Annotated in this window: 23 protein-coding genes and 2 pseudogenes; 8 read left to right on the top strand and 17 right to left on the bottom strand. The window is 72.2% G+C overall.

The genetic code is table 11. The features are described 5' to 3' along the window. Nucleotides 1-5 precede the first annotated feature (5 nt). Together ACWED2_RS23265 and ACWED2_RS23270 are read left to right on the top strand one after the other, a co-directional pair. Complete coding sequence (locus tag ACWED2_RS23265) at nt 6-1019, top strand: YncE family protein (protein WP_449692702.1); 1014 nt, start codon at nt 6-8, stop codon at nt 1017-1019. Next, a complete protein-coding gene (locus tag ACWED2_RS23270) occupies nt 1016-1240 on the top strand; it encodes a DUF5703 family protein (protein WP_004561940.1) in 225 nt (74 codons plus the stop codon). Before ACWED2_RS23265 ends, ACWED2_RS23270 begins: the two co-directional genes overlap by 4 nt. Here the strand turns inward: ACWED2_RS23270 and ACWED2_RS23275 are convergent. From ACWED2_RS23275 to ACWED2_RS23285, 3 genes are read right to left on the bottom strand one after another with little or no spacing between them, the layout of a single operon-like run. Continuing rightward, nucleotides 1237-1965, bottom strand: a complete 729-nt coding sequence (locus ACWED2_RS23275) for an SRPBCC family protein (RefSeq protein ID WP_449692591.1) — start codon at nt 1963-1965, stop codon at nt 1237-1239. The genes ACWED2_RS23270 and ACWED2_RS23275 overlap by 4 nt on opposite strands. 1 nt (nt 1966) lies before the next feature. Further along, complete coding sequence (locus ACWED2_RS23280; RefSeq protein ID WP_191305997.1) at nt 1967-2554, bottom strand: ArsR/SmtB family transcription factor; 588 nt, start codon at nt 2552-2554, stop codon at nt 1967-1969. Between the two features lie 31 nt (nt 2555-2585). After that, complete coding sequence (locus ACWED2_RS23285) at nt 2586-2966, bottom strand: MerR family transcriptional regulator (RefSeq protein WP_449692592.1); 381 nt, start codon at nt 2964-2966, stop codon at nt 2586-2588. A 28-nt stretch (nt 2967-2994) separates the two neighbouring features. On the opposite strand from ACWED2_RS23285, the pseudogene ACWED2_RS23290 reads away from it, so the two are divergent. Continuing rightward, a pseudogene (locus ACWED2_RS23290) lies at nt 2995-3677 on the top strand (methyltransferase domain-containing protein). 2 nt (nt 3678-3679) lie between these two features. Here the strand turns inward: ACWED2_RS23290 and ACWED2_RS23295 are convergent. The 3 genes from ACWED2_RS23295 to ACWED2_RS23305 form a co-directional block, all read right to left on the bottom strand. Continuing rightward, the gene (locus ACWED2_RS23295) at nt 3680-4561 is read right to left on the bottom strand and encodes an alpha/beta fold hydrolase (RefSeq protein ID WP_449692593.1); all 882 of its coding nucleotides are present in this window, start codon (nt 4559-4561) and stop codon (nt 3680-3682) included. After that, nucleotides 4561-5883, bottom strand: a complete 1323-nt coding sequence (locus ACWED2_RS23300; RefSeq protein WP_449692594.1) for a M20/M25/M40 family metallo-hydrolase — start codon at nt 5881-5883, stop codon at nt 4561-4563. Before ACWED2_RS23300 ends, ACWED2_RS23295 begins: the two co-directional genes overlap by 1 nt. Before the next feature lie 62 nt (nt 5884-5945). Then, nucleotides 5946-6725 carry an NYN domain-containing protein gene (locus ACWED2_RS23305; protein WP_449692595.1) on the bottom strand — a complete coding sequence of 260 codons (780 nt, stop codon included), beginning with the start codon at nt 6723-6725 and terminating at the stop codon, nt 5946-5948. Nucleotides 6726-6918: 193 nt separating this feature from the next. Between ACWED2_RS23305 and ACWED2_RS23310 the strand changes: the two genes are divergently transcribed. Continuing rightward, entirely contained in the window at nt 6919-7527 is a 609-nt protein-coding gene (locus ACWED2_RS23310) for an HAD family acid phosphatase (protein ID WP_449692596.1), read from the top strand. Here ACWED2_RS23310 and ACWED2_RS23315 read toward each other — a convergent pair. Next, the gene (locus tag ACWED2_RS23315) at nt 7506-8447 is read right to left on the bottom strand and encodes a LacI family DNA-binding transcriptional regulator (protein WP_449692597.1); all 942 of its coding nucleotides are present in this window, start codon (nt 8445-8447) and stop codon (nt 7506-7508) included. The two genes, ACWED2_RS23310 and ACWED2_RS23315, sit on opposite strands and share 22 nt — an antisense overlap. 149 nt (nt 8448-8596) lie before the next feature. On the opposite strand from ACWED2_RS23315, the gene ACWED2_RS23320 reads away from it, so the two are divergent. Continuing rightward, entirely contained in the window at nt 8597-9772 is a 1176-nt protein-coding gene (locus ACWED2_RS23320; protein WP_449692598.1) for a CaiB/BaiF CoA transferase family protein, read from the top strand. 52 nt (nt 9773-9824) lie between these two features. On the opposite strand, the gene ACWED2_RS23325 is transcribed toward ACWED2_RS23320, so the two are convergent. After that, entirely contained in the window at nt 9825-10571 is a 747-nt protein-coding gene (locus tag ACWED2_RS23325; RefSeq protein ID WP_449692599.1) for an HpcH/HpaI aldolase/citrate lyase family protein, read from the bottom strand. Between the two features lie 109 nt (nt 10572-10680). Between ACWED2_RS23325 and ACWED2_RS23330 the strand changes: the two genes are divergently transcribed. Continuing rightward, nucleotides 10681-10842 (top strand): hypothetical protein, encoded by a 162-nt coding sequence (locus tag ACWED2_RS23330; protein WP_449692600.1) that lies wholly within the window; start codon nt 10681-10683, stop codon nt 10840-10842. Between the two features lie 6 nt (nt 10843-10848). On the opposite strand, the gene ACWED2_RS23335 is transcribed toward ACWED2_RS23330, so the two are convergent. The 5 genes from ACWED2_RS23335 to ACWED2_RS23355 all read right to left on the bottom strand — a co-directional run bounded on the left by ACWED2_RS23335 (nt 10849) and on the right by ACWED2_RS23355 (nt 17085). After that, nucleotides 10849-11517, bottom strand: coding sequence for an HAD family hydrolase (locus ACWED2_RS23335; RefSeq protein WP_449692601.1), 669 nt, complete (start codon nt 11515-11517; stop codon nt 10849-10851). A gap of 44 nt (nt 11518-11561) precedes the next feature. Further along, nucleotides 11562-11930, bottom strand: coding sequence for a DoxX family protein (locus ACWED2_RS23340; protein ID WP_449692703.1), 369 nt, complete (start codon nt 11928-11930; stop codon nt 11562-11564). Between the two features lie 116 nt (nt 11931-12046). After that, nucleotides 12047-12811, bottom strand: coding sequence for an SDR family oxidoreductase (locus ACWED2_RS23345; protein WP_449692602.1), 765 nt, complete (start codon nt 12809-12811; stop codon nt 12047-12049). Between the two features lie 57 nt (nt 12812-12868). Continuing rightward, nucleotides 12869-16444: a discoidin domain-containing protein gene (locus ACWED2_RS23350; RefSeq protein WP_449692603.1), complete on the bottom strand. Its 3576-nt coding sequence runs from the start codon at nt 16442-16444 to the stop codon at nt 12869-12871. Nucleotides 16445-16647: 203 nt separating this feature from the next. After that, nucleotides 16648-17085 carry a winged helix-turn-helix transcriptional regulator gene (locus tag ACWED2_RS23355; RefSeq protein ID WP_449692604.1) on the bottom strand — a complete coding sequence of 146 codons (438 nt, stop codon included), beginning with the start codon at nt 17083-17085 and terminating at the stop codon, nt 16648-16650. A gap of 130 nt (nt 17086-17215) precedes the next feature. Here ACWED2_RS23355 and ACWED2_RS23360 point away from each other — a divergent pair, with 130 nt between their 5' ends. Beyond that, a complete protein-coding gene (locus ACWED2_RS23360) occupies nt 17216-18412 on the top strand; it encodes a thiolase family protein (protein ID WP_449692605.1) in 1197 nt (398 codons plus the stop codon). A 33-nt stretch (nt 18413-18445) separates the two neighbouring features. Here ACWED2_RS23360 and ligD read toward each other — a convergent pair whose 3' ends face one another. Then, entirely contained in the window at nt 18446-19396 is a 951-nt protein-coding gene (gene ligD / locus ACWED2_RS23365; protein ID WP_449692606.1) for a non-homologous end-joining DNA ligase, read from the bottom strand. Between the two features lie 29 nt (nt 19397-19425). Here ligD and ACWED2_RS23370 point away from each other — a divergent pair, with 29 nt between their 5' ends. Then, nucleotides 19426-20262 carry a PHP domain-containing protein gene (locus ACWED2_RS23370; RefSeq protein ID WP_449692607.1) on the top strand — a complete coding sequence of 279 codons (837 nt, stop codon included), beginning with the start codon at nt 19426-19428 and terminating at the stop codon, nt 20260-20262. A 61-nt stretch (nt 20263-20323) separates the two neighbouring features. Here ACWED2_RS23370 and ACWED2_RS23375 read toward each other — a convergent pair. From ACWED2_RS23375 to ACWED2_RS23385, 3 genes and pseudogenes are all read right to left on the bottom strand, one after another. Continuing rightward, nucleotides 20324-22353 (bottom strand): annotated as a pseudogene (locus ACWED2_RS23375) (DHA2 family efflux MFS transporter permease subunit). 61 nt (nt 22354-22414) lie between these two features. Beyond that, nucleotides 22415-23251: an SDR family NAD(P)-dependent oxidoreductase gene (locus ACWED2_RS23380; RefSeq protein ID WP_449692608.1), complete on the bottom strand. Its 837-nt coding sequence runs from the start codon at nt 23249-23251 to the stop codon at nt 22415-22417. A 26-nt stretch (nt 23252-23277) separates the two neighbouring features. Continuing rightward, complete coding sequence (locus tag ACWED2_RS23385) at nt 23278-23730, bottom strand: GNAT family N-acetyltransferase (RefSeq protein WP_449692609.1); 453 nt, start codon at nt 23728-23730, stop codon at nt 23278-23280. Nucleotides 23731-23769: the final 39 nt, after the last annotated feature.

The raw sequence follows: 23769 nt of genomic DNA on the forward strand, positions 1-23769 counted from the left end.
GCAACGTGCATCGGCTCGCCGCCGTGTCGTGGATCGCGCTCCCGCTCGCCGGTGCCCTGGTGCTCTCGGGCTGCTCGTCGGCCAAGTCCACCTCCGACGACCTGCAGATCGTGGCGAACCCGACCGCCGCGCGCCCGGCCGTCTCCCCCGCCGTGACCGTGAAACCCGCCGGTCAGGTGCTCGGCACCGGCTCGGTGTCGGCCGTCGCCGTCGACGCGAAGACCTCGACCCTCGTCGTTGCTGTTTCTTCTCCTCCGTCGTTGCAGCTGTACGACCTGAACGCCTTGGCGTCATCCCCGGTGAATATGCCGTTATACGGCAAGGTGTCGAAGCTGACGGTGGCGCCGGGGCGGATCGAGATCGCCGAGCCCGAGCAGGGTGTGGTGCAGCAGCTGACGTTGCCGGACCGGAAGCTGACCGAGACGAAGACCGGCGGGCAGCCGGCGTCGAGCATCGCCTACGGGGCCGATCGGCTGGTCGCGATGGGGACGGGCAAGGACATCGAGGTGCTGCCCGCGGCCGGGCCGGCGCGGACGATCGGCGGGCAGCTCTACAGCGCCGACGACGTCGTCGACACCGGCGACGGCGTGGTGGTGCTGGACCGGCTGCGGACCGCCGTGTTCTCGGTCGACGTCGCCGCCGGGAAAGTCAATGAAGGCCTGCGGGCGGGGGACGGCGCCGCGAACGCCGTGGCGGACTCCTACGGCCGCGTGCTGGTGACCGACGCGCGGGCGGGGGCGCTGCTGGCGTTCTCCGCGGGCCCGCTGATCCTGCGCCAGCGCTACCCGGTGCCCGGCGGCGCGTACGGGATCGCCTACGACCCCACGCGCAGCCTGGCGTGGGTGACGCTCACCGAGCGCAACGAAGTGGTCGGGTTCGACGTCCGCGGCGGCGAGCCTGTCGAGAAGTACCGGTTCCCCACCGTGCGCCAGCCGGATTCGGTGGGGGTGGACGAGAAGAGCGGCCGGGTGATCGTCGGCTCGGCCGCCGGAGAAGGGACCCAGGTGATCCAGCCATGACAGCGGTCAGCGAGGCGGTGGTCGAAGGGGATTGGGAGTATCGCCGCCTGCACCTCCCCCCGGGCGTGTCCCGGCGTGCGGCGGCGATCCAGCTCTCCATCCACGCGGAGTTCGCGGGCTGGGAACTGCGCACCGTGCGGCTCTACGCCGACGGCACGCGCCGGGTGTGGCTGCGCCGCAAGAAGACGGCGCAGAGCCTTCCCGGCGCCCTGCCGACCTAGCCGAGCACGCGGTTCAGCCAGTCGCCCCAGGTCTTTTCCTCGACGTCCGCGTCGGCACCCGGGGTGAACAGGTGGTGGCAGGCGACCATCGCGCCCTGGAAGCCGCGCACGAACCGGAACATCGCCTCCGGCGTCCGGATGCCCACCGTCTGGTCGTTCACGGCGTAGACCACGCCTCCCCCGCCGAGCCGGACGCGGTCACCTTCGGCCGGGCGCGCCGGCAGGCCCAGCTCGGCGCCCAGCCGCGTCCAGGCTCCGTCCCAGTCCGCGACCGGCGGGCCGAAGGCGGTCACCGGGGTCGCGGTCCGGCCCGGGTAGTGCGTCACGTACTCGACCAGGGTGCGGAAGAACAGCTCGCCGCCCGTGGTCATCGCCTCGAACTCGTCCTCCCAGTCGTCGCCCGGGAGGAAACCGCTGGTGACGCACCGGATCACCGTGCTGCCGCCGTCGCGGCCCTCGATGAGGAACTCGTAGGCGATCCGGCGTCCGTCCGGTGCCGTGCCGCTGCCGTAGGCGAGCTTCTCCGCCGGGTCCCACTCGCGGATCCGGAATTCGGGCCGGTACCCGCCGAAGGCGCCGCGGATCGTGCCGCCGGTGCCGCCCTCGACCTCGTTGCGGCCCATGAACCACGAGTCGATCCCCGGCCCGGTCGCGATCGCCTCCCACACCTGCTCCGGTGTCGCCCCGACCTCGGCGACGTCGGTCAGTTCGAACTCGTACCCCACTTCAGGACTCCTCCGGGACGCTCGGGTGCACGGCGACGACCACCCGGTACGAACGGCCCTTCTCGGCCGTCTCGTCGTGGTACTTCCCCACCAGCGTGGTGACGGCGGCGGTGAGCTCTTCGGCGAACGCGGCCCGGTCGGCGGCGGAGGCGAACCGCACCTCGCCGTCGAGCGCGAAGGTCGCCAGGCGCTGCTTGGCTTTGGCCGCGCCGGTGATCAGCAGGCCGACGTCGCGGACGAGCCGTCCGGCCACGGCGAGCAGCCAGCGCGCCGAGAGCCGGTCCGGCGAGCGGGCCGGGTCCGGCTGCACCGCGGCCAGCGCCGTCGGCGAGATGACGTACGACGCCGCCGTCGCCCGCATCATCCGCTCGGTGACGTTGCCCTTGCGGCGTTCCTCGACCAGCTCGACCAGGCCGTGGCTCTCCAGTGCCCGCAGGTGGTAGTTCACCTTCTGGCGGGGCAGGCCGACGCGCGCGGCGAGCATGGTCGCCGAGGCCGGCTCGGCCAGTTCGGCCAGCAGCCGGGCTCGGACCGGGTCCAGCGACACCTCGGCCGCCGCCGCGTCTTCGATCACCGCCACGGGAAACATGCGCCCAGCATGTGGCCGAACAGAGAAGTTGTCAAGAACGTTCGAGCTGTCGGTCCAGCAGTCCCCGGAAGTGCGGGCACGTCATGAGGTCGTCGTGCGGGCAGTCGCCCTCCAGGAGCTCCAGCGCGGCCTGCGCGCGGGCGATCCGGGCCCGCAGCCGGTCCCGCTGCCGGGCCGCCATCGCCGCCCGGCCCGCCGCGGACATCCGGCCGGCCAGTATCGACCGGATGTCCGCGAGCTCGAACCCGGCTTCTTTGGCGACCAGGATCGCGGCCACCCGGCGCAGGTCGTCGTCGGTGTAGCGGCGCCGGGCACCGTCGCGAGCGGGCGTCAGCAGCCCTTCCGCCTCCCAGTACCGCAGCACGTGGGCCGGCAACCCGAACCGGGCCGCCACTTCGCCGATTGACTTCATGTCGGCATTAAGTCGCAGGATGGGCGCCATGTCCACGTTGCTTCCTCTCCTCGACGCCCTCGACGACCGTCCGCAAGCCGTCGAACTGCGGGAACGTACCTACCGGGCCCTCGGCGACACCGTGGTCGACGTCGGCTGCGGCAGCGGGCGGGCCGTCGGCGAACTGGCCGCGCGCGGGGTGCGCGCCATCGGCGTCGACGCCGATCCCGCCATGGTCGAGGTCGCCGCCGAGCGCTGGCCCGACGGCGAGTTCCACGTCGCCGACGCCACCGCCCTGCCCTGGACGACGGCTCGGTCACCGGCTACCGCGCCGACAAGGTGCTGCACGTCCTGCCCGAGCCCGCGCTCGCCGTCGCCGAGGCTCGCCGCGTCCTGGCCCCGGGCGGCCGCGCGGTGCTCACCGGCCAGGACTGGGACACGATCGTCATCGACTCCGACGACCCCGCCCGCACCCGGTCGATCGTCCACACGCGCGCGGACGGGATGCCCCACCCGCGGATCGCCCGGCGGTACCGCAACCTCCTGCTGGACAACGGGTTCACCGACGTCACGGTCGAGGTCCACACGGTGGTCTGGACCGACGCGGCGGCCTTGCCGGTGCTGGCCAACCTCGGCGGCGACGGCGCCTGGCTCGAAGAGCAGGCCACGCGCGCCCGCGAAGACCGGCTGTTCGTCGCCGTGCCGATGTTCCTCGCCGCCGGAACCCGCTGAGCTCAGCGGCGGAGACTGGCGTTGACCAGGGCGACCACCCGCGGCAGCACCTGGGCCGCGGCCTCCAGCGGCACGACGTGCCCGACCCCCGGCAGCACCACGGCGGTGCCGTCGCCGAGGCCGCGCACCCACTGCTCCACATCGGACGCCCGGACGATCCGGTCCCGCTCCCCCACGATCGCCGTCACCGGCAGGTCCGCCACCTGGGCCAACGCCGCTTCACGCGCGTAGGCGTCCATGGCCGGGCGGAACAGGGACACGGTGTGGGGCCAGTTGCCGCGGACCATCTTCACGGTCAGTTCGACCAGCTCCGGGTCCGGGTCGTCGCCGAACAGCCACCAGCGCAGGCCCGCGCTGACCGCCCGGCTGGTGTGCTCCCGCACCACGCCGAAGAGCTTCGAGCCGAGCACCGCTTCGAGGTCGCGGGCCAGTTTCCCGAGCGCGTTCGGCCAGGTCGCGGACACCTCGGCGGCGAGGGTGCCCGAGGACGTGGCCAGCAGCACCAAGCCCGAAACGCGGGCGGCGAACAGCTCCGGATGCCGTTGCGACAGCGACATGACGGCCAGGCCGCCCATGTCGTGACCCACCAGCACCACCCGGCCCTCGGGCACCTCGCGCGCCAGCAGCTCGGCGAGGTCGTCGCCGAGCTGGGCCATGGACGCCGTTCCGCGGCGCGCCCGGCCCGAGCCGCCGTGGCCGCGCTGGTCGTAGGTCAGCACGGCCACCGGCCCGTCGGCGGCGTCGGGCACCAGCGGCGCGATGAGGCCCCAGCTGCGCTGGTCGAGCGCGTAGCCGTGGACGAACACCACGGTCACCGGCGCGGCCGGGTCGCCCCTGCGGATGACCTGCAGGAGCGTGCCGTCGGCGAGCGCGAACCCGGTCATCAGCTGGTGCGCAGGAACCGGTCCAGCACGCGGGTGCCGAACTTCAGCGCCTCGACCGGGACCCGCTCGTCGACGCCGTGGAACAGCGCCGAGAAGTCGAGGTCCGCGGGCAGCTTGAGCGGCGCGAAGCCGAAGTTGCGGATGCCCAGCTCCTGGAACGACTTGGCGTCGGTGCCGCCGGACAGCATGTACGGCAGCGTCTTCGCGCCCGGGTCCTCGGCCAGGACCGCGGCGCTCATGGCGTCCACGAGCGCGCCGTCGAAGGTGGTCTCGACCGGGGGGAGCTCCATCCACTCCTTCTCGATGTCCGGGCCGAGCAGCTCGTCGAGCTCGCGGTCGAAGGCCTCCAGGCGGCCCGGCAGGATCCGGCAGTCCACCGCGGCCTCGGCGACCGACGGGATGACGTTCGACTTGTACCCGGCGGTGAGCATGGTCGGGTTGGCCGTGTCGCGCAGGGTCGCGCCGATCATCCGGGAGATGTTGCCCAGCTTGGCGACCGAGCCCTCCAGGTCGTCCTCCGGGAAGTCCCAGCCGGTGAGCTCGGTGACGCCGGCGAGGAACTCCTTCACCGAGTCGGTGAGCACCAGCGGGAACCGGTGGTTGCCGAGCTTCGCCACGGCCTCGGCCAGCTTCGTGACCGCGTTGTCGCGGTGGATCATCGAGCCGTGGCCGGCGGTGCCGCGCACGCGCAGCTTCATCCAGCGGATGCCTTTTTCCGCCGTCTCGATGAGGTAGGCGCGGACGTCGTCCTTGAGGGTGATGGAGAAGCCCCCGACCTCGCTGATCGCCTCGGTGACGCCCTCGAACAGCTCCGGGCGGTTCTCGACCAGCCACTGGGCGCCGTACTTGCCGCCGGCCTCTTCGTCGGCCAGGAAGGCGAAGACCAGGTCACGCGGCGGCACGACGTTGTTGATCTTGTAGTGCCGGGCCAGCGCGAGCGCCATCGCGCACATGTCCTTCATGTCGACCGCGCCCCGGCCCCAGACGTAGTCGTCCTGGATCGCCCCGGAGAAGGGGTGCACCGACCACTCGGACGCGTCGGCGGGCACGGCGTCGAGGTGACCGTGGATGAGCAGGGCACCCCGCTCGCGATCGGCGCCTGCGAGCCGCACGATGACGTTGTGCCGGTCCTTCCCGCCCGACTCGACGTAGGTGATCTCGTAGCCGGCGTCGGTCAGCTTCTCCGCCACGTACTCCGCCGCCGCCCGCTCGCCGACCAGCGTGTCGGGATCGCCGGTGTTGGTCGTGTCGATGCGGATGAGCTCACTGGTCAGCGTGACGGCCTCGGCCGCGGCGGCTTCGATCAGGTTCGGTTCGGTCACCGGGCATTCCTATCATTGGCGCCTCCGGACGCGCTGGCCGTGGGAACAGGATGGGATCGGCGTCATCCGGGTCCGGCCTGCCGCCGCCGGTCGCGCACGAAGATGACCGGCGGCTTGTTCTCACCCGGGCTGCGGCGGTTCATCTCGAACAGCGCGGTCGCGGCGATCAGGTCGCTGAGTTTGGCGTAACCGTAGGTGCGGGAGTCGAAGTCCGGACGTTGCTTCGTGACGATGTTGCCGATGGCGGACAGCGACGCCCAGCCATCGTCGTCGGAAGCGGCTTCGACGGCGTTCCGCAGCAGAGCCATCAGCGCGATGTCGCTCGTGAGTTGCGCGGCGCGAGCGGACGGCCTCTCCGCGGGTGCCGAGTCGGCCGGCTCGGCCACGCCGCCGGGGTAGCCGAGGTTCTCGACGTAGATGAACTTGTCGCACGCGGCGACGAACGGCTTGGGCGTCTTGCGTTCGCCGAAGCCGTAGACGGTCAGGCCCGATTCGCGCAGCCGCGCCGCCAGCCGGGTGAAGTCGGAATCGCTGGAGACGATGCAGAACCCGTCGAAGCGGTCGGAATACAGCAGGTCCATCGCGTCGATGACCATCGCCGCGTCGGTGGCGTTCTTGCCGGTGGTGTACGCGAACTGCTGGATCGGCTGGATCGACTGGGCCAGCAGCTGATCTTTCCAGCCTTTCAGGCTCGTCCCGGTCCAGTCGCCGTATGCGCGCTTCACGTGCGCGGTGCCGTACTTGGCGACCTCGGCCAGCAGCGCCTCGGTGATCCCCGGCCGGGCGTTGTCCGCGTCGATGAGCACCGCCAGCTTGGCGGTGGTCTCACTGGCTGTGGCCATGCTGTGCTCCCCGTCGTCCTTCGCTTCGGCCGGGCGGAACCACCGATCCAGGGGTCTCCCCGGCCGGCCCGGGGTGAATCCTGCCCGAACCGGAGCCTCGACGCGCCCCGGTTCCCCGACCCGTCGCGAACATGAAACAGATTCGGCTACTCGTCGGTATCCTTCGCCGCCGCCCGCTGGTGGACTCTCAGCCATGTCACCTTCGAAAGCCCGCCTCGCCGTGGCCGGCACCGCCTCCGCCGTCCTGCTGCTGCTCGGGAGCGCCGGCGCCGCGGATGCCCGGCCCGCCGCCACGCCGGCCGCGGTGGCCGCCGCCGCGCCGGCCTACGCCACCTGGATCGCCGACGTCACCGCGGTCACCACCCCCGCCGCCGCCTACCTCGAGCAGCGGCTCGCCGCGCCCGGTGGGCGGAACGCGATCGTGCTCGACATCGACAACACCAGCCTGGAGACCTACTACTCCGGCGGGTTCACCACGCCGGCCGTCAAGCCGGTCCTCGCGCTCGCCAAGCTCGCCCGGGCGAAGGGCGCCGCGGTCTTCTTCGTCAGCGACCGCACCGAGCTGCTCAGGTGGCCGACCGAAGGGAACCTGAAGGCGGTCGGGTACCCGAACGACGGACTCTCCCTGCGTCCCCTCTTCAACTTCGACCCCGTGCAGGCCAACAAGACCAAGGCCCGGGCCGCCATCGAGCGGGATGGCTACACCATCGTCGCGAACATCGGCAACAACCTGACCGACCTCGACGGCGGGCACGCGGAGCGGACCTTCAAGCTGCCCGACTACGACGGCGCGCTGTCCTGAGCCGGCGCGATCGTCGCCCCGGCCACCGGCGGGCAGGCGAGCAGCCGGTGCTCTCCTGCCCGCGCGTCGACGACGGACGCCAGCAGCCGCACCGCCTCGCGGCCGAGGGCGCGCCGCGGTACCTCGAAACCGCTGACCTCCGGGTCCGCGGTCCTCGACGGCGGGCGGCCGAGGACCGCCAGGGAGAGGTCGCCGGGGACCCGCACGGCCGCCGCACACAGAGCACGCCGTGCCGGGGCGAGCAGCGCCTCCTCGACGACCAGCGCGGTCACGCCCTCGGCGAGCCAGCCGGGGATCGCCGTCGTGAGACCGGTGCCGTCGGTGCGGACCACCGAGCCGGGCTCGGCGCCGAACCCGCGCTCGCGCTCCGCCGCGGCCGGGGTGTCCGCCGGCTCGCGCAGGTAGCGGATCCGCCGGTGCCCCGCCTGCCGCAGCCGGGCGCGCACCTCGGCCGCGGCGGGCGCGTAGTCGGCGTCGACGCACGGCACCCGGTCGCCGAGGTCCGCGCAGCGTCCGATGTGGACGATCGGGAACCCGGCGGCGAGCAGCTCCGGCGGGACGGGACCGCCGAGGAACAGGCAGCCGTCGGCGAGCCGGGTGCGGCTGACGAGCGCGGGGCCGGACGCGGCGAACATGATGAGGTCCGTGCCGAGCGCGGCCGCCTCCGCCGCGATGCCGCCCAGGATCGCCTGGTGCGCCTCGGACGCCGGCGCGGCGGCGCAGATCCCGAAGAGGTCGTGGCTCGCCGGCCGCTTCGCCAGCGGATCGCGGTAGCCGAGCCGCCGGGCGGCGTCCAGCACCCGCAGCCGCGTCGACTCCGCCAGCCGGACCCCGGTGCGGTTGCCGCCCAGCACCACCGACACCGTCGCCTGGGAAACCCCCGCCACGCGCGCGATGTCGGCCTGCCGCACCCTGCCCATCGGGCACCTCGCTCGCCGGTCGCCGGGGTCAGCTGATCGATTCAGGTTGCAAGCCCGCTTCGGGGCGCGTCAACGGTTTTGCCCGAAACTCCAGCGGATCCGGCCCGGTCGTCCTGAACGACGCCCGCGGCGGGTGGCAGGATGCCGCCATGCGCCCCTTGCCCCTCGACGGCGTCACCGTCGTGTCGTGCGAACAGGCGGTCGCCGCGCCGCTGGCCACCCGGCACCTGGCCGACCTCGGCGCCCGGGTGCTCAAGATCGAGCGGCCGGGCACCGGCGACTTCGCCCGCGCCTACGACGAAACCGTGCACGGCCTTTCCAGCCACTTCGTCTGGCTGAACCGGTCGAAGGAGAGCGTCACGCTCGACCTCAAGAGCGACGCCGCGGCCGGCGTGCTGGCCGCGCTGCTGGACCGCGCCGACGTGTTCGTGCAGAATTTCGCGCCCGGCGCCGCCGAACGGCTCGGCCTGGGCGCGGCCACCCTGCGCGCCACCCGGCCGCGGCTGATCACGTGCTCGGTGTCGGGTTACGGTTCGGACGGGCCCTACCGCGACGCGAAGGCGTACGACCTGCTCATCCAGTCCGAAGCCGGGCTGGTGTCGGTCACCGGCTCCGCGGCGGAGCCGGCCAAGAGCGGAATCCCGGCCGCGGACATCGGCGCCGGGATGTACGCCTTCTCCGGCATCCTGTCCGCGCTGTACGAGCGCGAGCGCACGGGGCGGGGCACCGAACTCGAGGTCAGCCTGTTCGACTCGCTGGTCGAATGGATGGGCTTCCCGCTGTACTACGCCGGCTACGGCGGGACGCCGCCACCGCGGACGGGCACCAGCCACGCCGCGATCGCACCGTACGGCACCTTCGCCGCGGGCGACGGGACCGAGGTGGTGCTGGCGGTGCAGAACGACCGCGAGTGGGCGGCGTTCTGCGAGCACGTGGCCGCCCGCCCGGAGTGGGTCGCCGACGCCCGGTTCGCCACGGGCAGCGCGCGGGTCGCGAACCGGGCCGCGCTGGAAGGCGGGATCGACGCGATCTTCGCCGGGCTGACCGGCACCGAACTGGAGGGCCGGTTGACGGTGGGCCGCATCGCGCACGCGCGCCGCCGCGACCTTCCGGATGTCCTGGCGCATCCGCAGCTCACGGCCCGCGACCGGTTCGCGGAGGTCGCGACGCCCGCCGGGCCGATCCGGGCGACGCTGCCCCCGATCACGATGACCGGCCGGGCGCCGAGGATGGACCCGGTGCCGGCACTGGGCGAGCACACGGACGCGGTGCTGGCGGAATTCGGCTTCGACGCGGAGGCGCTGCGCCGTCAGGGTGCCGTGTAGCCGACGCAGGGCTTGGGCCGAGCACGATCGTGCGGCGGGAAGCCGGACCGGCTCACTCGCCCAGGATGTGCCGGGCCCTGGCGAGCACCGGCTTGTCCACCATCCGGCCGTCCACAACGGACACCGAGTCCCCCGCCGCCACGACCCGGCGGGCCCAGGCGCGTTCGGCTTCCGTCGGCCGGAAGCCGTCGCGGACCGCGGCCACCTGCCGCGGGTGGATGCACAGCTTGCCGCCGAAGCCCATCCGGCGCGCGTACCGGACGTCGGCCTCCAGCTGCGAAGCGTCGCGCAGGTCCGTGGTGACGCCGTCCACCGGCGGCGCGAGCCCGGCCGCCGCCGAGGCCACCACCAGCCGCGAACGCGCGTAGGCGAACGGCTCCCGGTCTTCCGGTGCCACCCCGAGCTCGGCCGCCAGGTCCACGCTGCCGAACGCCAGCCGCGTCACCGACGGCACCGCGGCCAGCTCGCCGGCGCGTTCCACCCCACGCGCGGTCTCGACGAGGGCGACCACGTCCCGGAACCCGGCGAGCACACCGGGCGTCTCGGCCTTCGGCACCATGACGGGAACGCCCCGCGCGGCCACCAGTCCGGCGTCCGCGGCGAACCACGGGGTGCCCGGCGCGTTGATCCGGACCATCGCCCGGTGGCTTTCGAGCCACTCGCCCACCGCGGCGCGCGCCGAATCCTTGGCCGCCGGGGCGACGGCGTCCTCCAAGTCGAGGATCACGACGTCGGCGACCGCCTTGCCGAAGCGGTCGGGCCGATCGCCGGGCACGAACAGGAACGTCGTCGCGGCCACCCGGCCACGATAGCGGGTAAGGGATCCGACGGCGCCGGACTGCGTGATCACCCGATGCGGCCGCCGGCCCCTCAGGACGAACGTGGGCTCCACGACGAAAGGAGCCGCTGTGCGAGGCGACTGGATCCACGACTGGGTGCGGGTGGAGATGGAGTACCGGGCCGGGCCGCCCCCGGCACCGGCGGTGCGCGAGCGGCCGGCTTCGCACCCGTGGAAGGCGTTGTGGGCCGGGTTGTTCCCGCACCGCCGGGCCGAGGCGCGCCACCCGTGACCGCGGTCAGCGGGCTCCGGCGTGCACCCGCTCGACCGTCTCGGCCAGGCCGTCGAGGCCGGACAGGACGGCGTCCGCCACCGCCGGGTCCTGCGGGCCGGCGTGCCGGTTGACCCACACGCGCGGGATGCCGAGCGCCTGGGCGGGCACCATGTCGTGGAAGTGGCTCTCCGCGACGTGCACCCAGTTCCCGGCGGTGGCGTCGAAGGAAGCGGCGAACCGCCGGAAGTGGCCGTGCCCGGGCTTGTACTCGCCGACGTCCTCCGCGGTCACGATCGCGTCGATCGGCACCGCGAGCCGACGCTGGGTTTCGCCGATGAGGTCGCGGTCGCAGTTGGTCAGCAGCGCGAGCCGCCAGCCGGCTTCCCGCAGGGCGGCCAGCGCCGGCCGGGTGTCGGGGAAGACCGGCCAGTACGGCAGCCCGGTGCCGAGCACCGACGCGTCGTCGGCCACCAGCTCCAGCCCGGCTTCGGCCGCGGTCCGGCGCACGGACTCGGCGAGCACCTCCCGGTAGCGCCGCACCGGCACCGCGGCCTGCACCTGCGGCTCGATCCGGTGGTAGACCTCGAGCAGCTCCGCGCCGCGGCCGGGGAACAGCAGCTCCAGCCCGGTGGCGATGCCGTGGCGCCAGTCCACCAGCGTCCCGAAGCAGTCGAACGTCGCCCAGCGGATCATCGTCTGCGGTCCTCCCCGGGTGCGCGACGATCGTCCCGCGCAGGTTAGCCCGCGAAGCGGCCCACCGCGACGAACGCCGCCAGCAGGAGCAGCACGACGTTCATCGGCAGCGCCTTGGTCTCCTTGCGGCGCACGTGCACGACGATCGCCCCGGCCTGGACAATGACCAGCCCCGTCGCGGCCAGCGGCGTCAGCACCGGGGCGATGTCCAGCGCCTGCGGCAGGATCAGCCCGATCGCGCCCAGGACCTCCACCGCGCCGATGCCCTTCACGGCAGCCTCGGAGAAGTCGCCCGCCCACCCCATGTTGGGGTTTTCCAGCAGCTTCTCGCGCGGAGTGGCGAGCTTCATGCCCCCGGCGCCGAGGTACAGCGCAGCGAGCAGGCCCGCCGCGATCCACAGGACGACGTTCACGGTCACCTCCGGTCGATAGAAAGTAGTTGAACACTACACCTTTTCCGGAGGAACCGCCTCAACTTGGCCGGACCGTGATCGAGGTGCCGGGGCGTGCCACCACGTGCCCGGCCGGGTCACCCGTGAGCGGCTCGCTCGGCCAGGTAATCGCGGAAGGTGATGTCGCCGTCGCGGTGGCCGGGGGTCAGGTGCCCGCCATCGGCGTACGCCCGGAACGTCTCCCCCGGCACCTTCAGCGGCACGATCCGCCGGTGCCGCCCGGTCGCCTCCCCGACCGCCTGGGCCAGCTCGGCCGCGGCGAGGATCTCCGGGCCGCCGAAGTCCGGCGCCCGGCCCACCGGATCGCCCAGCGCGTGCCCGGCGAGCCGGCGGGCGACGTCCCGGACGTCGACGGGCTGGAAGGAGATCCGCGGCACCGGCACCACCGGCAGCCGGGAGGCGCCGGAAAGGAGGGCGCGGACCAGGCCGTGGAACTGGGTGGCCCGCTGGATCGTGTACGGCAGGCCCGAGGTCGCGAAGAGCTCCTCGGTCTCGTGCTTGGCCCGGTAGTAGCCGAGCGGGACCCGGTCGACGCCGACGATCGAGACGTACACCAGGTGCGGGCCGCCGGCCCACCGCGCCGCCTCGATCAGCGTCCGCGCGAGCTGGGTCTCCCGGCCGAAGTAGTCGGTGGCGCAGTGGACGACCACGTCGGCCCCGGCGATGGCGGTGTCGACGCCCCGCCCGGTCCGCAGGTCGCCGCGGACGACGTCCGGGGCGGCCCGCCTGCTCAGCACGCGGACTTCCTCGCCCGCCGCGCGCAGCTGCGCCACGACCGCCGAGCCGAGCTGCCCGGTGCCGCCGGTGACCAGGATCCGCACGTCGACCACCTCCGGCGCCATCCTGGCACGGCTGTGCCCGCCGGGAAACGGTTTCCCGGCGGGCGCACCCGGGCGGACTCAGTTGCGGTTGATGGTGAACGTGGTGGTGCGGTTGCGGATGTCCTCGGCGTTGTCGGCCAGGGTCAGCCCGGTGAAGGTCGCCGAGCCGACGGCCGGGCCCTGGCCCGGTTCCGGCAGCTCGTTGGCCCAGATCCCGATCCCGGACTTGGCGTCGAAGGCGTCCCCGCTCCGGTGGGCGCCGGTGATCGACACGTTCGCCAGCACGGTGTCCTCGACCGGGTGCTCCGGACCGCCGTTGTACTTGGTCTGGAACATGATGCCGCTGTAGGTCGGGCTCTGGATGTCCACATCGGACACCCGGATGCCGCGGAACTCCTTGGACGCGGAGAACAGCCAGATCGCCGGGAAGGTCTGCTGGCCCCAGAAGTGGCCGCCGTCCCGGACGAGCGAGGCGTTCTGGACCGTCGTCGGCTGCGGCCCGAACCCGAGGAACGGGTAGCCGAAGTCGAGCGAGCTGATCGTGATCGCCGAGTACGTCAGCGTGTCCGCGATGTAGAGGTTGCGGAAGGTGTTGTTGTACCCGCCGTAGACCGCCAGCCCGGCCGCGCGCCACGGGGTGAGCGCGGTGAGGTTCTCGAACACGTTGTCGTACTGGTTGCCCGGGTTGAGGTCCGTGGCGGCGAACAGCGCGAAGCTGTCGTCACCGGTGGACCGGGCCTCGATGTTCGTGACGTGGTTGCCGGTGCTCCCGTTCGTCAGGTTGACGCCGTCGGCGAAGGTGTCGCGGATCCGGGAGTTCTTGATCGTGGTGTTGTCCACGTTGGTGCCCCAGACCATGACCACCTGGTGTTCGACCCAGATGTTGTCGATCGTCAGGTTGGCCACGTTGGTCAGGTTGAACACCTTGCCGGGGCCGTCGATGCGGGAGGTGTAGTTCCCGAACACCGCGAACCCGCTGAACGTCGAGCCGTTGGCACTCGACTGGACGTCGATGCCGATGTCGGTGTTCTCCTGGCCCGAAGGCGCGGAGAACTTCGTGAACCACGGCCCGGCGCCGATGACCGTGACAGCCTTGCCGTAGACGTTCAGCTTGCCCGACAGCGCGTAGTTCCCGGCCGGGAGGTAGACCCCGGTGAGGGTGGTGTCCTGCCGGGCCTTGTCGAGGGCGGCCTGCACGTCCTGCTGGGTGAACCCGGCCGGCGTCGCGAAGTGCGCCGGGTCCGGGTTGGCGGCCGCGGTGGCCTGCTCGAAGCTGACGAAGTCGATCGCGTAGTTCGTGCTGTTGGCCGCGTCCTTCTGCAGCTTGATCTTGTGGCCGGCGGGCACGGTGGTGCCGAGCAGGGTGCTCGCCTCGTCGTAGATGTGCCGCGGCCCGGCGCCCGGCGAGTTGCCCGGGCCCGTTTCGGCGCCGTAGAGCCACGCGTAGTGCGAGGTCAGGTCGATCGCCTTGAGGAAGGTGCCGTCGACGTAGACGTTCAACGTCGCATCGATGCCGCCACCGCCCGCGGAGTCCGGGATGGAGAACCGGGTGACCAGGGTGTTGGTCGCCGCGCGGGTGGTGAACTCCACCGAGGAGCCGGTCGAGTTCAGCGTCACGGCCTTGCGGCCCGAGGCTTCACCCGCGAGGTCGCCGATCGTGCGGTTCGGGCCGACCACGGCCGCGCCGCCGGCGAGCACGCCGTCCTCGGCCTCGTCCATGTCGTAGGGCATGTTCGCGCCGCGGCCGACGAAGAGCGCCTGCGTGCTGGTGTTGTTGCCCTGCTTGACGGGCAGTTCGTTGGCGTCGTTCGCGACGACCGTCTTGACGGTGTAGCGGCCGTTGGCCGCGGTCCAGGTGCCGACGGTCACCGGCGCGGCGGTCGCGCCGGCGGCGATGGCTCCGGTGTAGCTGCCGGTCAGTGTCTTCACGACGGTGCCGTTCTGGTCGGCGATCGTCACCGTGACGCCGTGGGCGCCGCCCGCACTGGCCACGGTTCCCTGGTTGCGCAGGGTCGTGGTGAAGGTGACCGTGTTGCCCGCGGACGGGTTGCCCGGCGACCACGCCGTGGCCGCGACCAGGTCGGAGCTCTGCACCGGGCTGACGACCAGCGCCGCCGAGCTCGTGTAGGAGTTGTTGGCCTCGTTCTGCTCGATGACGGCGTTCGCTTCGTCGACCTTGGCGGTCAGCTGGTAGCTGCCCGCGTCCCGGGTGCCGATGTTCGCCGACACCGTCGCCGACGCGCCGGCCGCGAGCGCGCCGACGTTCGCCGTGCCGACCTTGGTGGTTCCCAGGTAGAGGTTGACGTTCGTCGCGCCGGAGGCCACCGTCCCGGCGTTGCGGACGGTCGCCGAAACGGTGATCGCGTCCGTCTCCACCGGGTTCTGCGGCGACCACGACACGCCCGAGATGGTCAGGTCCGGGTTGGGTGCGGGGACGCCGAAGACCTGGAACTCCGCGGCCTGCCCGCCGCCGGCGCCCGAGTTGGCGGTGACGCGCAGGCGGACGTCGGCGGCCCGGCCGCCGAGCGGGATCGTCACCGTGTTGCCGGTCGCCGGGCTGAAGCTGTAGGTCTGCGCGGCGGCCAGCGTGGTGAAGGCGGACGCACTCTGCTCACGGCCTTCGACGGCGATCGTCTGGGTCCGCGGGCCCCACGCCGGATCGGGGTTGAGCTTGACCACGACCTGGTTCAGGTCGGCGTTCGCCCCGAGCGCGACGGTGAGCAGGTTCGGGTAGGTCCCGCCGCCGCCCTCCCAGTAGGTGGCCACGGAGTCGTCGTTGGCGTTGGCCGCCACGTACGTCCACTCCGAGGACGCCGTGATCGGCTTGCCCGGCGCGAGGTTCGTCCCGGCCTGGGTGCCGTTGCGCGTCACCGTGTCGCTGGTGGCCGACTGGTTGCCCGCGGCGTCCTTCGCGCGGACGAAGTACGAGACGGTGGCGCTGTCGGGCTGGGTGTCGGTGTAGGTCAGGACGTTCCCGGCGACGCTGCCGCGGAGCTGGCCGTTCGCGTAGACGTCGTAGCCGGCGACACCCGTGTTGTCCGTCGACGCCGACCAGGTCAGCCGGATCTGGCCACTCGCGGGCTGGGTGTAGGCGAGGTTGCCGGGCGCGGACGGCGGCTGGGTGTCGCCGCCGGCGGGGCCGTGCACCTCGAACTCCGACAGCTGGGCGGCGGGCCAGCCGGTGTTCGCGGTGATGTTCAACCGGACGTACCGGGGCTTGCCGGTGACGTCCACGGCGACCGTGTTGGCCTTGGCCGGGTCGAACACGTACCCGGCCGAGGGCTTCAGGTCGGTGAAGGTGGTCCCGTCGGTGCTGCCCTGGACGCTGAAGGTCTCGGTCCGGGCGCTCCAGTTCGCGGCCGGCAGCTTGAGCACGAGCTGCGCGACGTCCGTCGGCGTGCCGAGATCCGCCTGGACCCACTGGGGGAACTGGTTGTTCGTGCTTTCCCAGTAGGTGTCCTGGTTGCCGTCGCCGACGTTCGACACGGGATAGCCGGCGAGCTGGCTGCTGGCGGTGTAGGTCGCGGCGGCGGCTTGCACCGCGGGCTGGACGCCGGGCGCGGCGGCCGGGGCTGCCGGCGCCGCGGGCGCGGTCAGGAGCAGGGACAGGGCGGCGAAGGCAGCCGCGGGTGACAACACTCGCTTCGTTCTCATGCGGTTCCTCTGATCCGGGGAGGAGGGAGACGACTCGGAGCGAAACCGGAATCTTCCCGACGGCTGACGCGATCTGCCGGTCAACTGTCAGGTTCTTGCATTGATTCGTTCAAGAGTTACAGTGACGGCGGCCACAAGTCAACGGCCGGACGCGGAAAAGGCCTCCTCGCAGGGGATGCGAGGAGGCCTTTTCGAGAGAGGAGTCAGTGCACGGCGCCGAGCCGGATCGCGCGGGTGCCCGGGGCGTTCACCGGGCCGCCGCAGTGCGCGCAGACCGTGGCCGGCTCGAGGTCCTCGCCGCAGGCGTGGCGCCAGAGGGTCGGCGGTTCGCCCTGGTGGACGTACTTGTCGCCCCAGGCCATCAGGCCGAGCAGGATCGGCTGCAGCGCCCGGCCGGCTTCGGTCGGGTGGTACTCGTGGCGCGGCGGGTGGGCTTCGTACTGCACCTTCTCCAGCACGCCGGCGTCGACGAGCTTCCGCAGCCGGGCGGCCAGGATGTCCCGGCTGGCGCCGGTGTTCTCGGCGATCTGGTTGAACCGCCGCTCCCCCAGCATGATCTCGCGCAGCGCGAGGAGGCTCCACCGCTCGCCGACGACCTCGAGCGCCTCGGCGACGGAACACTCGCGACCACGCCGGACCATGCCACCTCCACGAGATTGAAAATCCAACCTAGCACGTCAACCACCTGTGACGTGCCGAACAGCAGAGTTGTGGATTCCAACTGACCCGGCGTATACCGAAGGCATCCCGATCTGCGAGGAGGCAGACGCCATGACGGACGCGGTGATCGTCGACGCGGTACGGACCCCGATCGGCAAGGGCAAGCCGAACGGAACGCTCGCCGGGGTGCACCCGGTGGACCTGCACGCCCACGCCCTGCGTGCGCTGGTCGAGCGCACCGGTCTCGACCCGGCCCGGATCGACGACGTGATCAGCGGCGCGGTCGGCCAGATCGGCGAGCAGAGCATGAACACGGCCCGCTGGGCGGCGCTCGCCGCCGGGCTGCCGGAATCGGTGCCGGCGGTGACCGTCGACCGCCAGTGCGGCAGCAGCCAGCAGGCGATCCACTTCGCCGCGCAGGGCGTGATCGCGGGTGCGTACGACGTCGTGATCGCCTCCGGCGTGGAGTCGATGAGCCGGGTCCCGATGGGCAGCCAGGTGGCCGGGCGCGACCCGTTCGGCCCGCAGGTCGCCGCCCGTTACCCGGACGGCCTGGTGCCGCAGGGCATCAGCGCGGAGCTCATCGCGGCGAAGTGGGGTTTCACCCGGGAGCAGCTGGACGAGTTCTCCGCGCAAAGCCACCAGCGCGCGGCCAAGGCCTGGGCGGACGGCAGGTTCGCGGCCGAAGTGGCACCGCTGAAGGCCCCCGGACCGGACGGAACGCTGCGCGAGGTGACGACCGACGAGACGGTCCGCCCCGGCACCACACCGGAGATCCTCGCCGGCCTGAAGCCGGCGTTCCGCGCGGACATCTGGGAGCAGCGCTTCCCATACCTGGGCTGGCACATCACCGCGGGCAACTCATCCCCGATCAACGACGGCGCGGCAGCACTGCTGATCACCAGCAGCGAGACGGCGGCCGCCCTGGGCTTGAGGCCGCGAGCCCGCATCCACAGTTTCGCCGTGGCGGGCGACGACCCGCTGCTGATGCTGACCGGCATCATCCCGGCCACCCGCAAGGTCCTGGCACGAGCGGGCCTCGAGGTGGCGGACATCGACGCGTTCGAGGTCAACGAGGCATTCGCCAGCGTGGTACTGGCGTGGCAGCAAGAAACCGGCGCGGACCTGGCGAAGGTCAACATCAACGGCGGCGCGATAGCCCTCGGCCACCCCCTCGGAGGCAGCGGAGCCCGCCTGGCGACGACGCTCCTGTCGGTCCTGGAGCAGACGGGCGGCCGCTACGGCCTGCAGACGATGTGCGAGGCAGGCGGGCTGGCGAACGCAACGATCATCGAGCGCCTGGACTGACCGCACGACCCACCGGCTTCGGGGTTGCGAAGATCATCCGGGCTCAGGTGGCTCCTCGAGACCATCCCGATCAGCCCACTCGAGCAACGGCTCAAGCGAGAACACGGCCTTGTCGATACCGGCGTGCAGATCGCCCAGCTCGGCGAACCGCGCCGGGACCGTGGCGATCGTGAAGTCCCCCGGCTCGGCCGCATCGATTTCTTCCCAGCGGATCGGCGTCGAAACCGTGCCTTCAGGATTACCGCGTACCGAGTAGGCGCTCGCGATGGTGTGGTCGCGGGCGTTCTGGTTGTAGTCGACGAAGAGCAGCCGCGGGTCGCGGTCCTTGCGCCACCAAGTGGTCGTGACGTCGTCGGGAGCCCGCCGTTCGACCTCGTGCGCGAAGGCGAGCGCCGCCCGACGGACCTCCTGGAAGCCCCACCGGGGTTCGATCCGGACGTAGATGTGCAGGCCACGACCACCGGACGTCTTCGGCCACCCGACCGCACCGAGCTCGTCGAGGATCTCGTGGGCGACATGCGCGACCCGGCGCACGCGGTCGTAACCACAATCGGGCATCGGGTCGAGATCGATCCGCCATTCGTCGGGCTTCTCGGTGTCGGCCCGCCGCGAGTTCCACGGATGGAACTCCACAGTGGACATCTGCACCGCCCACGCCACGTGCGCGAGCTCGGTGACACACAGTTCGTCGGCGTGCCGGTTGTAGCGCGGGAAGGTGACCCGGACGGTCTCCAGCCACGGCGGCGCCCCGTTCGGCACGCGCTTCTGGTGCACCTTCTCCCCCGCCACGCCGGACGGGAAACGGTGCAGCATGCACGGGCGTTCCCGCAGGGCGTTGACGATGCCGTCGCCGACCGAGAGGTAGTAGTTGACCAGGTCGAGCTTGGTCTCGCCGCGGGCCGGGAAGTAGACCCGGTCCGGGTTGGAGATCCGCACGGTGTGCGGGCCGACTTCGAGCTCCACTGCCGCCGACTTCTGCGCCATAGTGGAGACGCTAGTGCACAATCGGGCTGGTGAGCCTTCCGACGGACGGTCACGTCCACACCGAATGGTCCTGGGACACGGTCACCGGCTCGATGGCCGGCTCGTGCGCGCGGGCCGTCGAGCTGGGCCTGCCGTCGGTGGCGTTCACCGAGCACGCCGACCTGACGCCGTGGCTGATGCCGGAGCCGGTCCGGCCGCTGCTGCCGGACCACTTCCGGGTGCGGCTGCGCCCGGACGGCGTCCTGGAGCCGCCGGAGCTGGACGTCGCGGGGTACCTGGCGTGCGTCGAGGAGTGCCGCGCGCGGTTCCCCCGGCTGCGGATCCTGTCGGGCGTGGAGCTCAGCGAGCCGCACTGGCACCGCCCCCGCGCCGACGCCCTGCTGGCGGCCCACGACTTCGACCGCGTGCTCGGCTCGGTGCACTCCCTCCCGGACGGCGAGCACCACCACGAGCTGACGGTGGTTTCGGGCCGGCCGCCGGGCGAGTTGCTGCGCGCCTACCTCGGCGAGGTGCTGGGCCTGGTCGAGTCGACGGCGGGCTTCGCGGTGCTGGCCCACATCGACTACGCGCTGCGCTCGTGGCCGGGCGAAGGCCCCCCGTTCGTGGCGGCGGACTTCGAGGAGGAGTTCCGGACGGTGCTGCGGGCGTTGCGGGCGAGCGGCCGCGCACTGGAGGTGAACACGAAGGTGCCGCTGCCGGGCGAGGTGGTGCGCTGGTGGTTCGAGGTGGGCGGCGAGGCGGTGGCGTTCGGCAGCGACGCCCACGAGCCGGGCCTGGTCGGCCACGGTTTCAAGCAGGCGGCGGCCCTGGTGGAGTCGTGCGGCTTCCGGCCGGGCCGCACCCCGCACGACTTCTGGCGCCGCTGACCCACGCGACTCGCCCTATGAGCCGGGCTCGCAAGCGTCGCCGGCCGGCCGCATCAGCCAGTCAGGCGAGGGCGTGGCGGCCGTAGGTGCGGGACTCCGCGCTCTGGTCCATCAGCCGGGCCGCGACCCGCCCGATCGCCGCGTCCAGCTCCGCCCGGCTACCGGGACCCCAGTCGCCGAGGCGTTCGGCGAGCCAGTCGTGCCAGGCCTGGACCACCTTCCCGAACTCCTGCCGGCCCGAGGGCGTCAGCTCCCAGCCGTCGCGGGTGTAGCGCAGGTGGCCCGTCAGCTCCAGGCGGTTGAACGCCGGCTCCAGCACCTGCGCCGGCACGCCGAAGTGCTCCCCGATCGCCCGCAGCGTGGCCGGCGCACCGCGGCGTTCCCGCAGGTGGACCTGCAGCAGGCACCAGATCCCGCCTTCGTCGAGGTCTCCCCGGCGCGCTCGATGATCGCCGGGGCCACCTTCCGGCGTTCGCGGAAGAACAGCGTCGCGACCGCGCGTTCGAGCTCGCGGTCGTCGGTGCGGGCCTCCGGCATCGCGAAGCCGTCGCCCAGGTCCGGCGCCGCCGCGCGGGCCGTGTCGCGCAGCGGGACCTCCTTCAGGAAGAACGCCAGCACGAGGGCCACCAGGCCGACCGGGGCCGCCGCCAGGAACACGACGTGCAGGGAGTCGCTGTACGCGCGGATCACCGGGGCCGACACCGACTCCGGCAGGGCGTGCAACGCCGTCGGCACCTGCAGCGCCCGCGGGTCGGCTCCCGGCGGCACCGGAAGGGCGGCCAGCTTGGGCGTCAGCTGGTTCGCGTACACCGTGCCGAAGATCGCCGCGCCGAACGAGCTGCCGATCGAACGCAGGAACGTCACGCCCGAGGTCGCCACGCCGAGGTCCGCGTAGTCCACGGTGTTCTGCACCGCGATGGTCAGCACCTGCATCCCGAGGCCGATGCCGAGCCCCAGCACGGCCATGTACGCCGACGCCTCCCAGAACCCCGTGTCGGTGTCCAGCCGGGAAAGCAGGTACAGCCCGAGCGTCATGCCCGCCGCCCCGGCCAGCGGGAAGACCTTGTACCGCCCGGTGCGGCTCACCGCGTTGCCCGCCGCGATCGACGCGACGAGCAACGCCAGCACCATCGGCAGCAGCCGGACGCCGGACGTCGTCGCGGACGTGCCCTGGACGTACTGCATGTACGTCGGCAGGTACGACAGCGCGCCGAGCATCGCGAAGCCGACGACGAAACTCATGATCCCGCCGACGGTGAACACCGGGTTGCGGAACAGCCGCATCGGCAGCATCGGTTCCTTCGCCCGCAGTTCCACGAAGACGAACGCGGCCAGCAGCACCACCGAGCCGATCGCCATCCCGATGATCACCGGCGATCCCCACGCGTACTGCGTGCCGCCCCAGCTGGTGACCAGGGTCAGGCCGGTCGCGGCGAGGCCGATGAGCAGGATGCCGAGGTAGTCGATCACCGGCTTGATCGCCGCGCGGGCGTTCGGCATCGCCGAGGACGCGACCACCAGCACCACGACGACCAGCGGGATGTTGACGTAGAACGCCCACCGCCACGACAGGTGGTCGACGAAGAAGCCGCCGAGCATCGGGCCCGCCACCGTCACCACGCCGAACACCGAGCCGAGCACGCCCTGGTACTTGCCGCGCTCGCGCAGCGGGACGACGTCGGCGATGAGCGCGGTCGAGGTCACCATCAGCCCGCCGCCACCCAGGCCCTGCACCGCGCGCCAGACGATCAGCCAGACCATGCTGTCGGCGAACCCGGCGCAGAACGAGCCGACGCCGAACACGATCACCGACAGCTGGAACATCAGCTTGCGGCCGAACAGGTCGCCCAGTTTGCCGACGACCACCGTCATGATGGTCTCGGCCAGCAGGTACGACGTCACCACCCAGGACAGGTGCCCGGCGCCGCCGAGGTCGCCGACGATGGTGGGCAGCGCCGTTCCGACGATGGTCTGGTCCAGCGCCGCCAGGAGCATGCCGAGCAGCACGGCGCCGAACACGGCGTTGACCCGGCCGCGGCTCAGTGCGGGCGGCGCCACGGCGCCGGGGGTGACCTCCGCGGTGGCCGTCATCTCTCCAAGCTAGTGCCGGCGTCCACTGTGGATAGCCACCCGTTCCGGTGGTCCGGGCCGCTCAAAGGGTCCAGCGTTCCCGCGGCGGTGACTCGAGCACGAGCTCGCCGCCGACGGCCGCGGCGATCTCCGCGACCGTCCAGCTCTCCCGGTGCAGCACGGGCCGGATGATCGCGGGCTGGCGGACGGCGTGCAGGTGCCCGTCGGCGAGCCGCAGCACCTGCCCGGTGACGCCGGCGGAGAGGTCGCTGAGCAGGTAGGTCACCAGCGGCGCCACCCGTTCCGGTGGTGGCGCGTCGGGGTTCCCCTTCGGGTCGGCCGCCATCAGCCGGGTCCAGGCGATCGGGCTGACGGCGTTGACGCGCACCCCGTGTTCCGCCAGGTCGGTGGCCCAGGAGTAGGTCATCGAGGCCACCGCGCCCTTCGACGCCGAGTACGCGGCGGCACGGGCCTGGCCGATCATGGACCCCGACGTCACGTTCACGATGACGCCGCGGCCCTGCGCGCACATGACCTTCGCGGCCGCGGTGCCACAGTGGAGCGGCCCCAGGACGTTGGTCTCGACCAGCGCCCGGGTCCGCTCGGGATCGTCGTCTTCCCACGGCGCCGCGTGGTAGCCGACGGCGGCGTTGTTGACCAGCCCGTCCAGGGACCCGAACCGGCTGCGGCAGAGGGAAATCAGCGACCGGGCGTAGTCCGCGTCGGCCACCGAGCCGACGCTCGGCACCGCGGTCCCGCCGTCCGCGACGATCGCGGCCACCGTCTCGCGGGCCGGTTCCGCGTCGACGTCGTTGACGACGACCGCGGCCCCGGTCCCGGCGGCGTGCCGCGCGAAAGCCCGCCCCAGCCCACGTCCGGCACCGGTGATCACGACGGCCCGCCCGTCCAGGAAGCCCATGCCTCCCAGTGTGACGCCGGACCGGCTCAGCTGCGCGTCAACGCCACCAGAAACGGGCGGAACCCGTGCGCACGGTAGAAATCGAGTGCACCGGTGTTCTGCGCGTACGCCTGCACAGTCATTTCGTTCGCGCCGCGCTCGCGGGCCCAGGTGAGAAACCGGTCCACGAGCGCCCCGCCCACGCCCTCCCGACGGCGCTCCGGAGCGACGCGCATGCTCTCGAGCACGGCGGTCACGGCGTCGGGCCGCAGCGGGTCCGGCCGGCGCAGCCGCCCGATCAGGTGGCCCGCGCCGCCGTCGGCCAGCAGGCACAGGCACTGCGGATCGTCGACGAGCCCGGCGTAATAGGCCTCGCCTTCACGGGCGGGCCAGCCGGTGTCCATGAACGGGTCGTGGCGCCCGCCGTCCTCGGCGAACAAGGCCGCGGCCGACGCGAGCAGCACGGGAACGTCCTCGGCACGACATTCGGAAACAGTCATCCCGGCGACGCTAACGACTTCGTTTTTCCCTGTAAACAA

This window comes from Amycolatopsis sp. NPDC005003, from assembly GCF_053600695.1.

Excerpts from the sequence above, each read along its gene's own strand:
- ACWED2_RS23385 (WP_449692609.1), bottom strand. The coding sequence starts at position 23,730 with ATGACTGTTTCCGAATGTCGTGCCGAGGACGTTCCCGTGCTGCTCGCG.
- ACWED2_RS23280 (WP_191305997.1), bottom strand. The coding sequence starts at position 2,554 with ATGTTTCCCGTGGCGGTGATCGAAGACGCGGCGGCGGCCGAGGTGTCG.
- ACWED2_RS23360 (WP_449692605.1), top strand. The coding sequence starts at position 17,216 with ATGACGGACGCGGTGATCGTCGACGCGGTACGGACCCCGATCGGCAAG.
- ACWED2_RS23285 (WP_449692592.1), bottom strand. The coding sequence starts at position 2,966 with ATGAAGTCAATCGGCGAAGTGGCGGCCCGGTTCGGGTTGCCGGCCCAC.
- ACWED2_RS23345 (WP_449692602.1), bottom strand. The coding sequence starts at position 12,811 with ATGGCGCCGGAGGTGGTCGACGTGCGGATCCTGGTCACCGGCGGCACC.
- ACWED2_RS23315 (WP_449692597.1), bottom strand. The coding sequence starts at position 8,447 with ATGGGCAGGGTGCGGCAGGCCGACATCGCGCGCGTGGCGGGGGTTTCC.
- ACWED2_RS23305 (WP_449692595.1), bottom strand. The coding sequence starts at position 6,725 with ATGGCCACAGCCAGTGAGACCACCGCCAAGCTGGCGGTGCTCATCGAC.
- ACWED2_RS23350 (WP_449692603.1), bottom strand. The coding sequence starts at position 16,444 with ATGAGAACGAAGCGAGTGTTGTCACCCGCGGCTGCCTTCGCCGCCCTG.
- ACWED2_RS23270 (WP_004561940.1), top strand. The coding sequence starts at position 1,016 with ATGACAGCGGTCAGCGAGGCGGTGGTCGAAGGGGATTGGGAGTATCGC.
- ACWED2_RS23380 (WP_449692608.1), bottom strand. The coding sequence starts at position 23,251 with ATGGGCTTCCTGGACGGGCGGGCCGTCGTGATCACCGGTGCCGGACGT.
- ACWED2_RS23310 (WP_449692596.1), top strand. The coding sequence starts at position 6,919 with ATGTCACCTTCGAAAGCCCGCCTCGCCGTGGCCGGCACCGCCTCCGCC.
- ACWED2_RS23295 (WP_449692593.1), bottom strand. The coding sequence starts at position 4,561 with ATGACCGGGTTCGCGCTCGCCGACGGCACGCTCCTGCAGGTCATCCGC.
- ACWED2_RS23355 (WP_449692604.1), bottom strand. The coding sequence starts at position 17,085 with ATGGTCCGGCGTGGTCGCGAGTGTTCCGTCGCCGAGGCGCTCGAGGTC.
- ACWED2_RS23320 (WP_449692598.1), top strand. The coding sequence starts at position 8,597 with ATGCGCCCCTTGCCCCTCGACGGCGTCACCGTCGTGTCGTGCGAACAG.
- ligD (WP_449692606.1), bottom strand. The coding sequence starts at position 19,396 with ATGGCGCAGAAGTCGGCGGCAGTGGAGCTCGAAGTCGGCCCGCACACC.
- ACWED2_RS23335 (WP_449692601.1), bottom strand. The coding sequence starts at position 11,517 with ATGATCCGCTGGGCGACGTTCGACTGCTTCGGGACGCTGGTGGACTGG.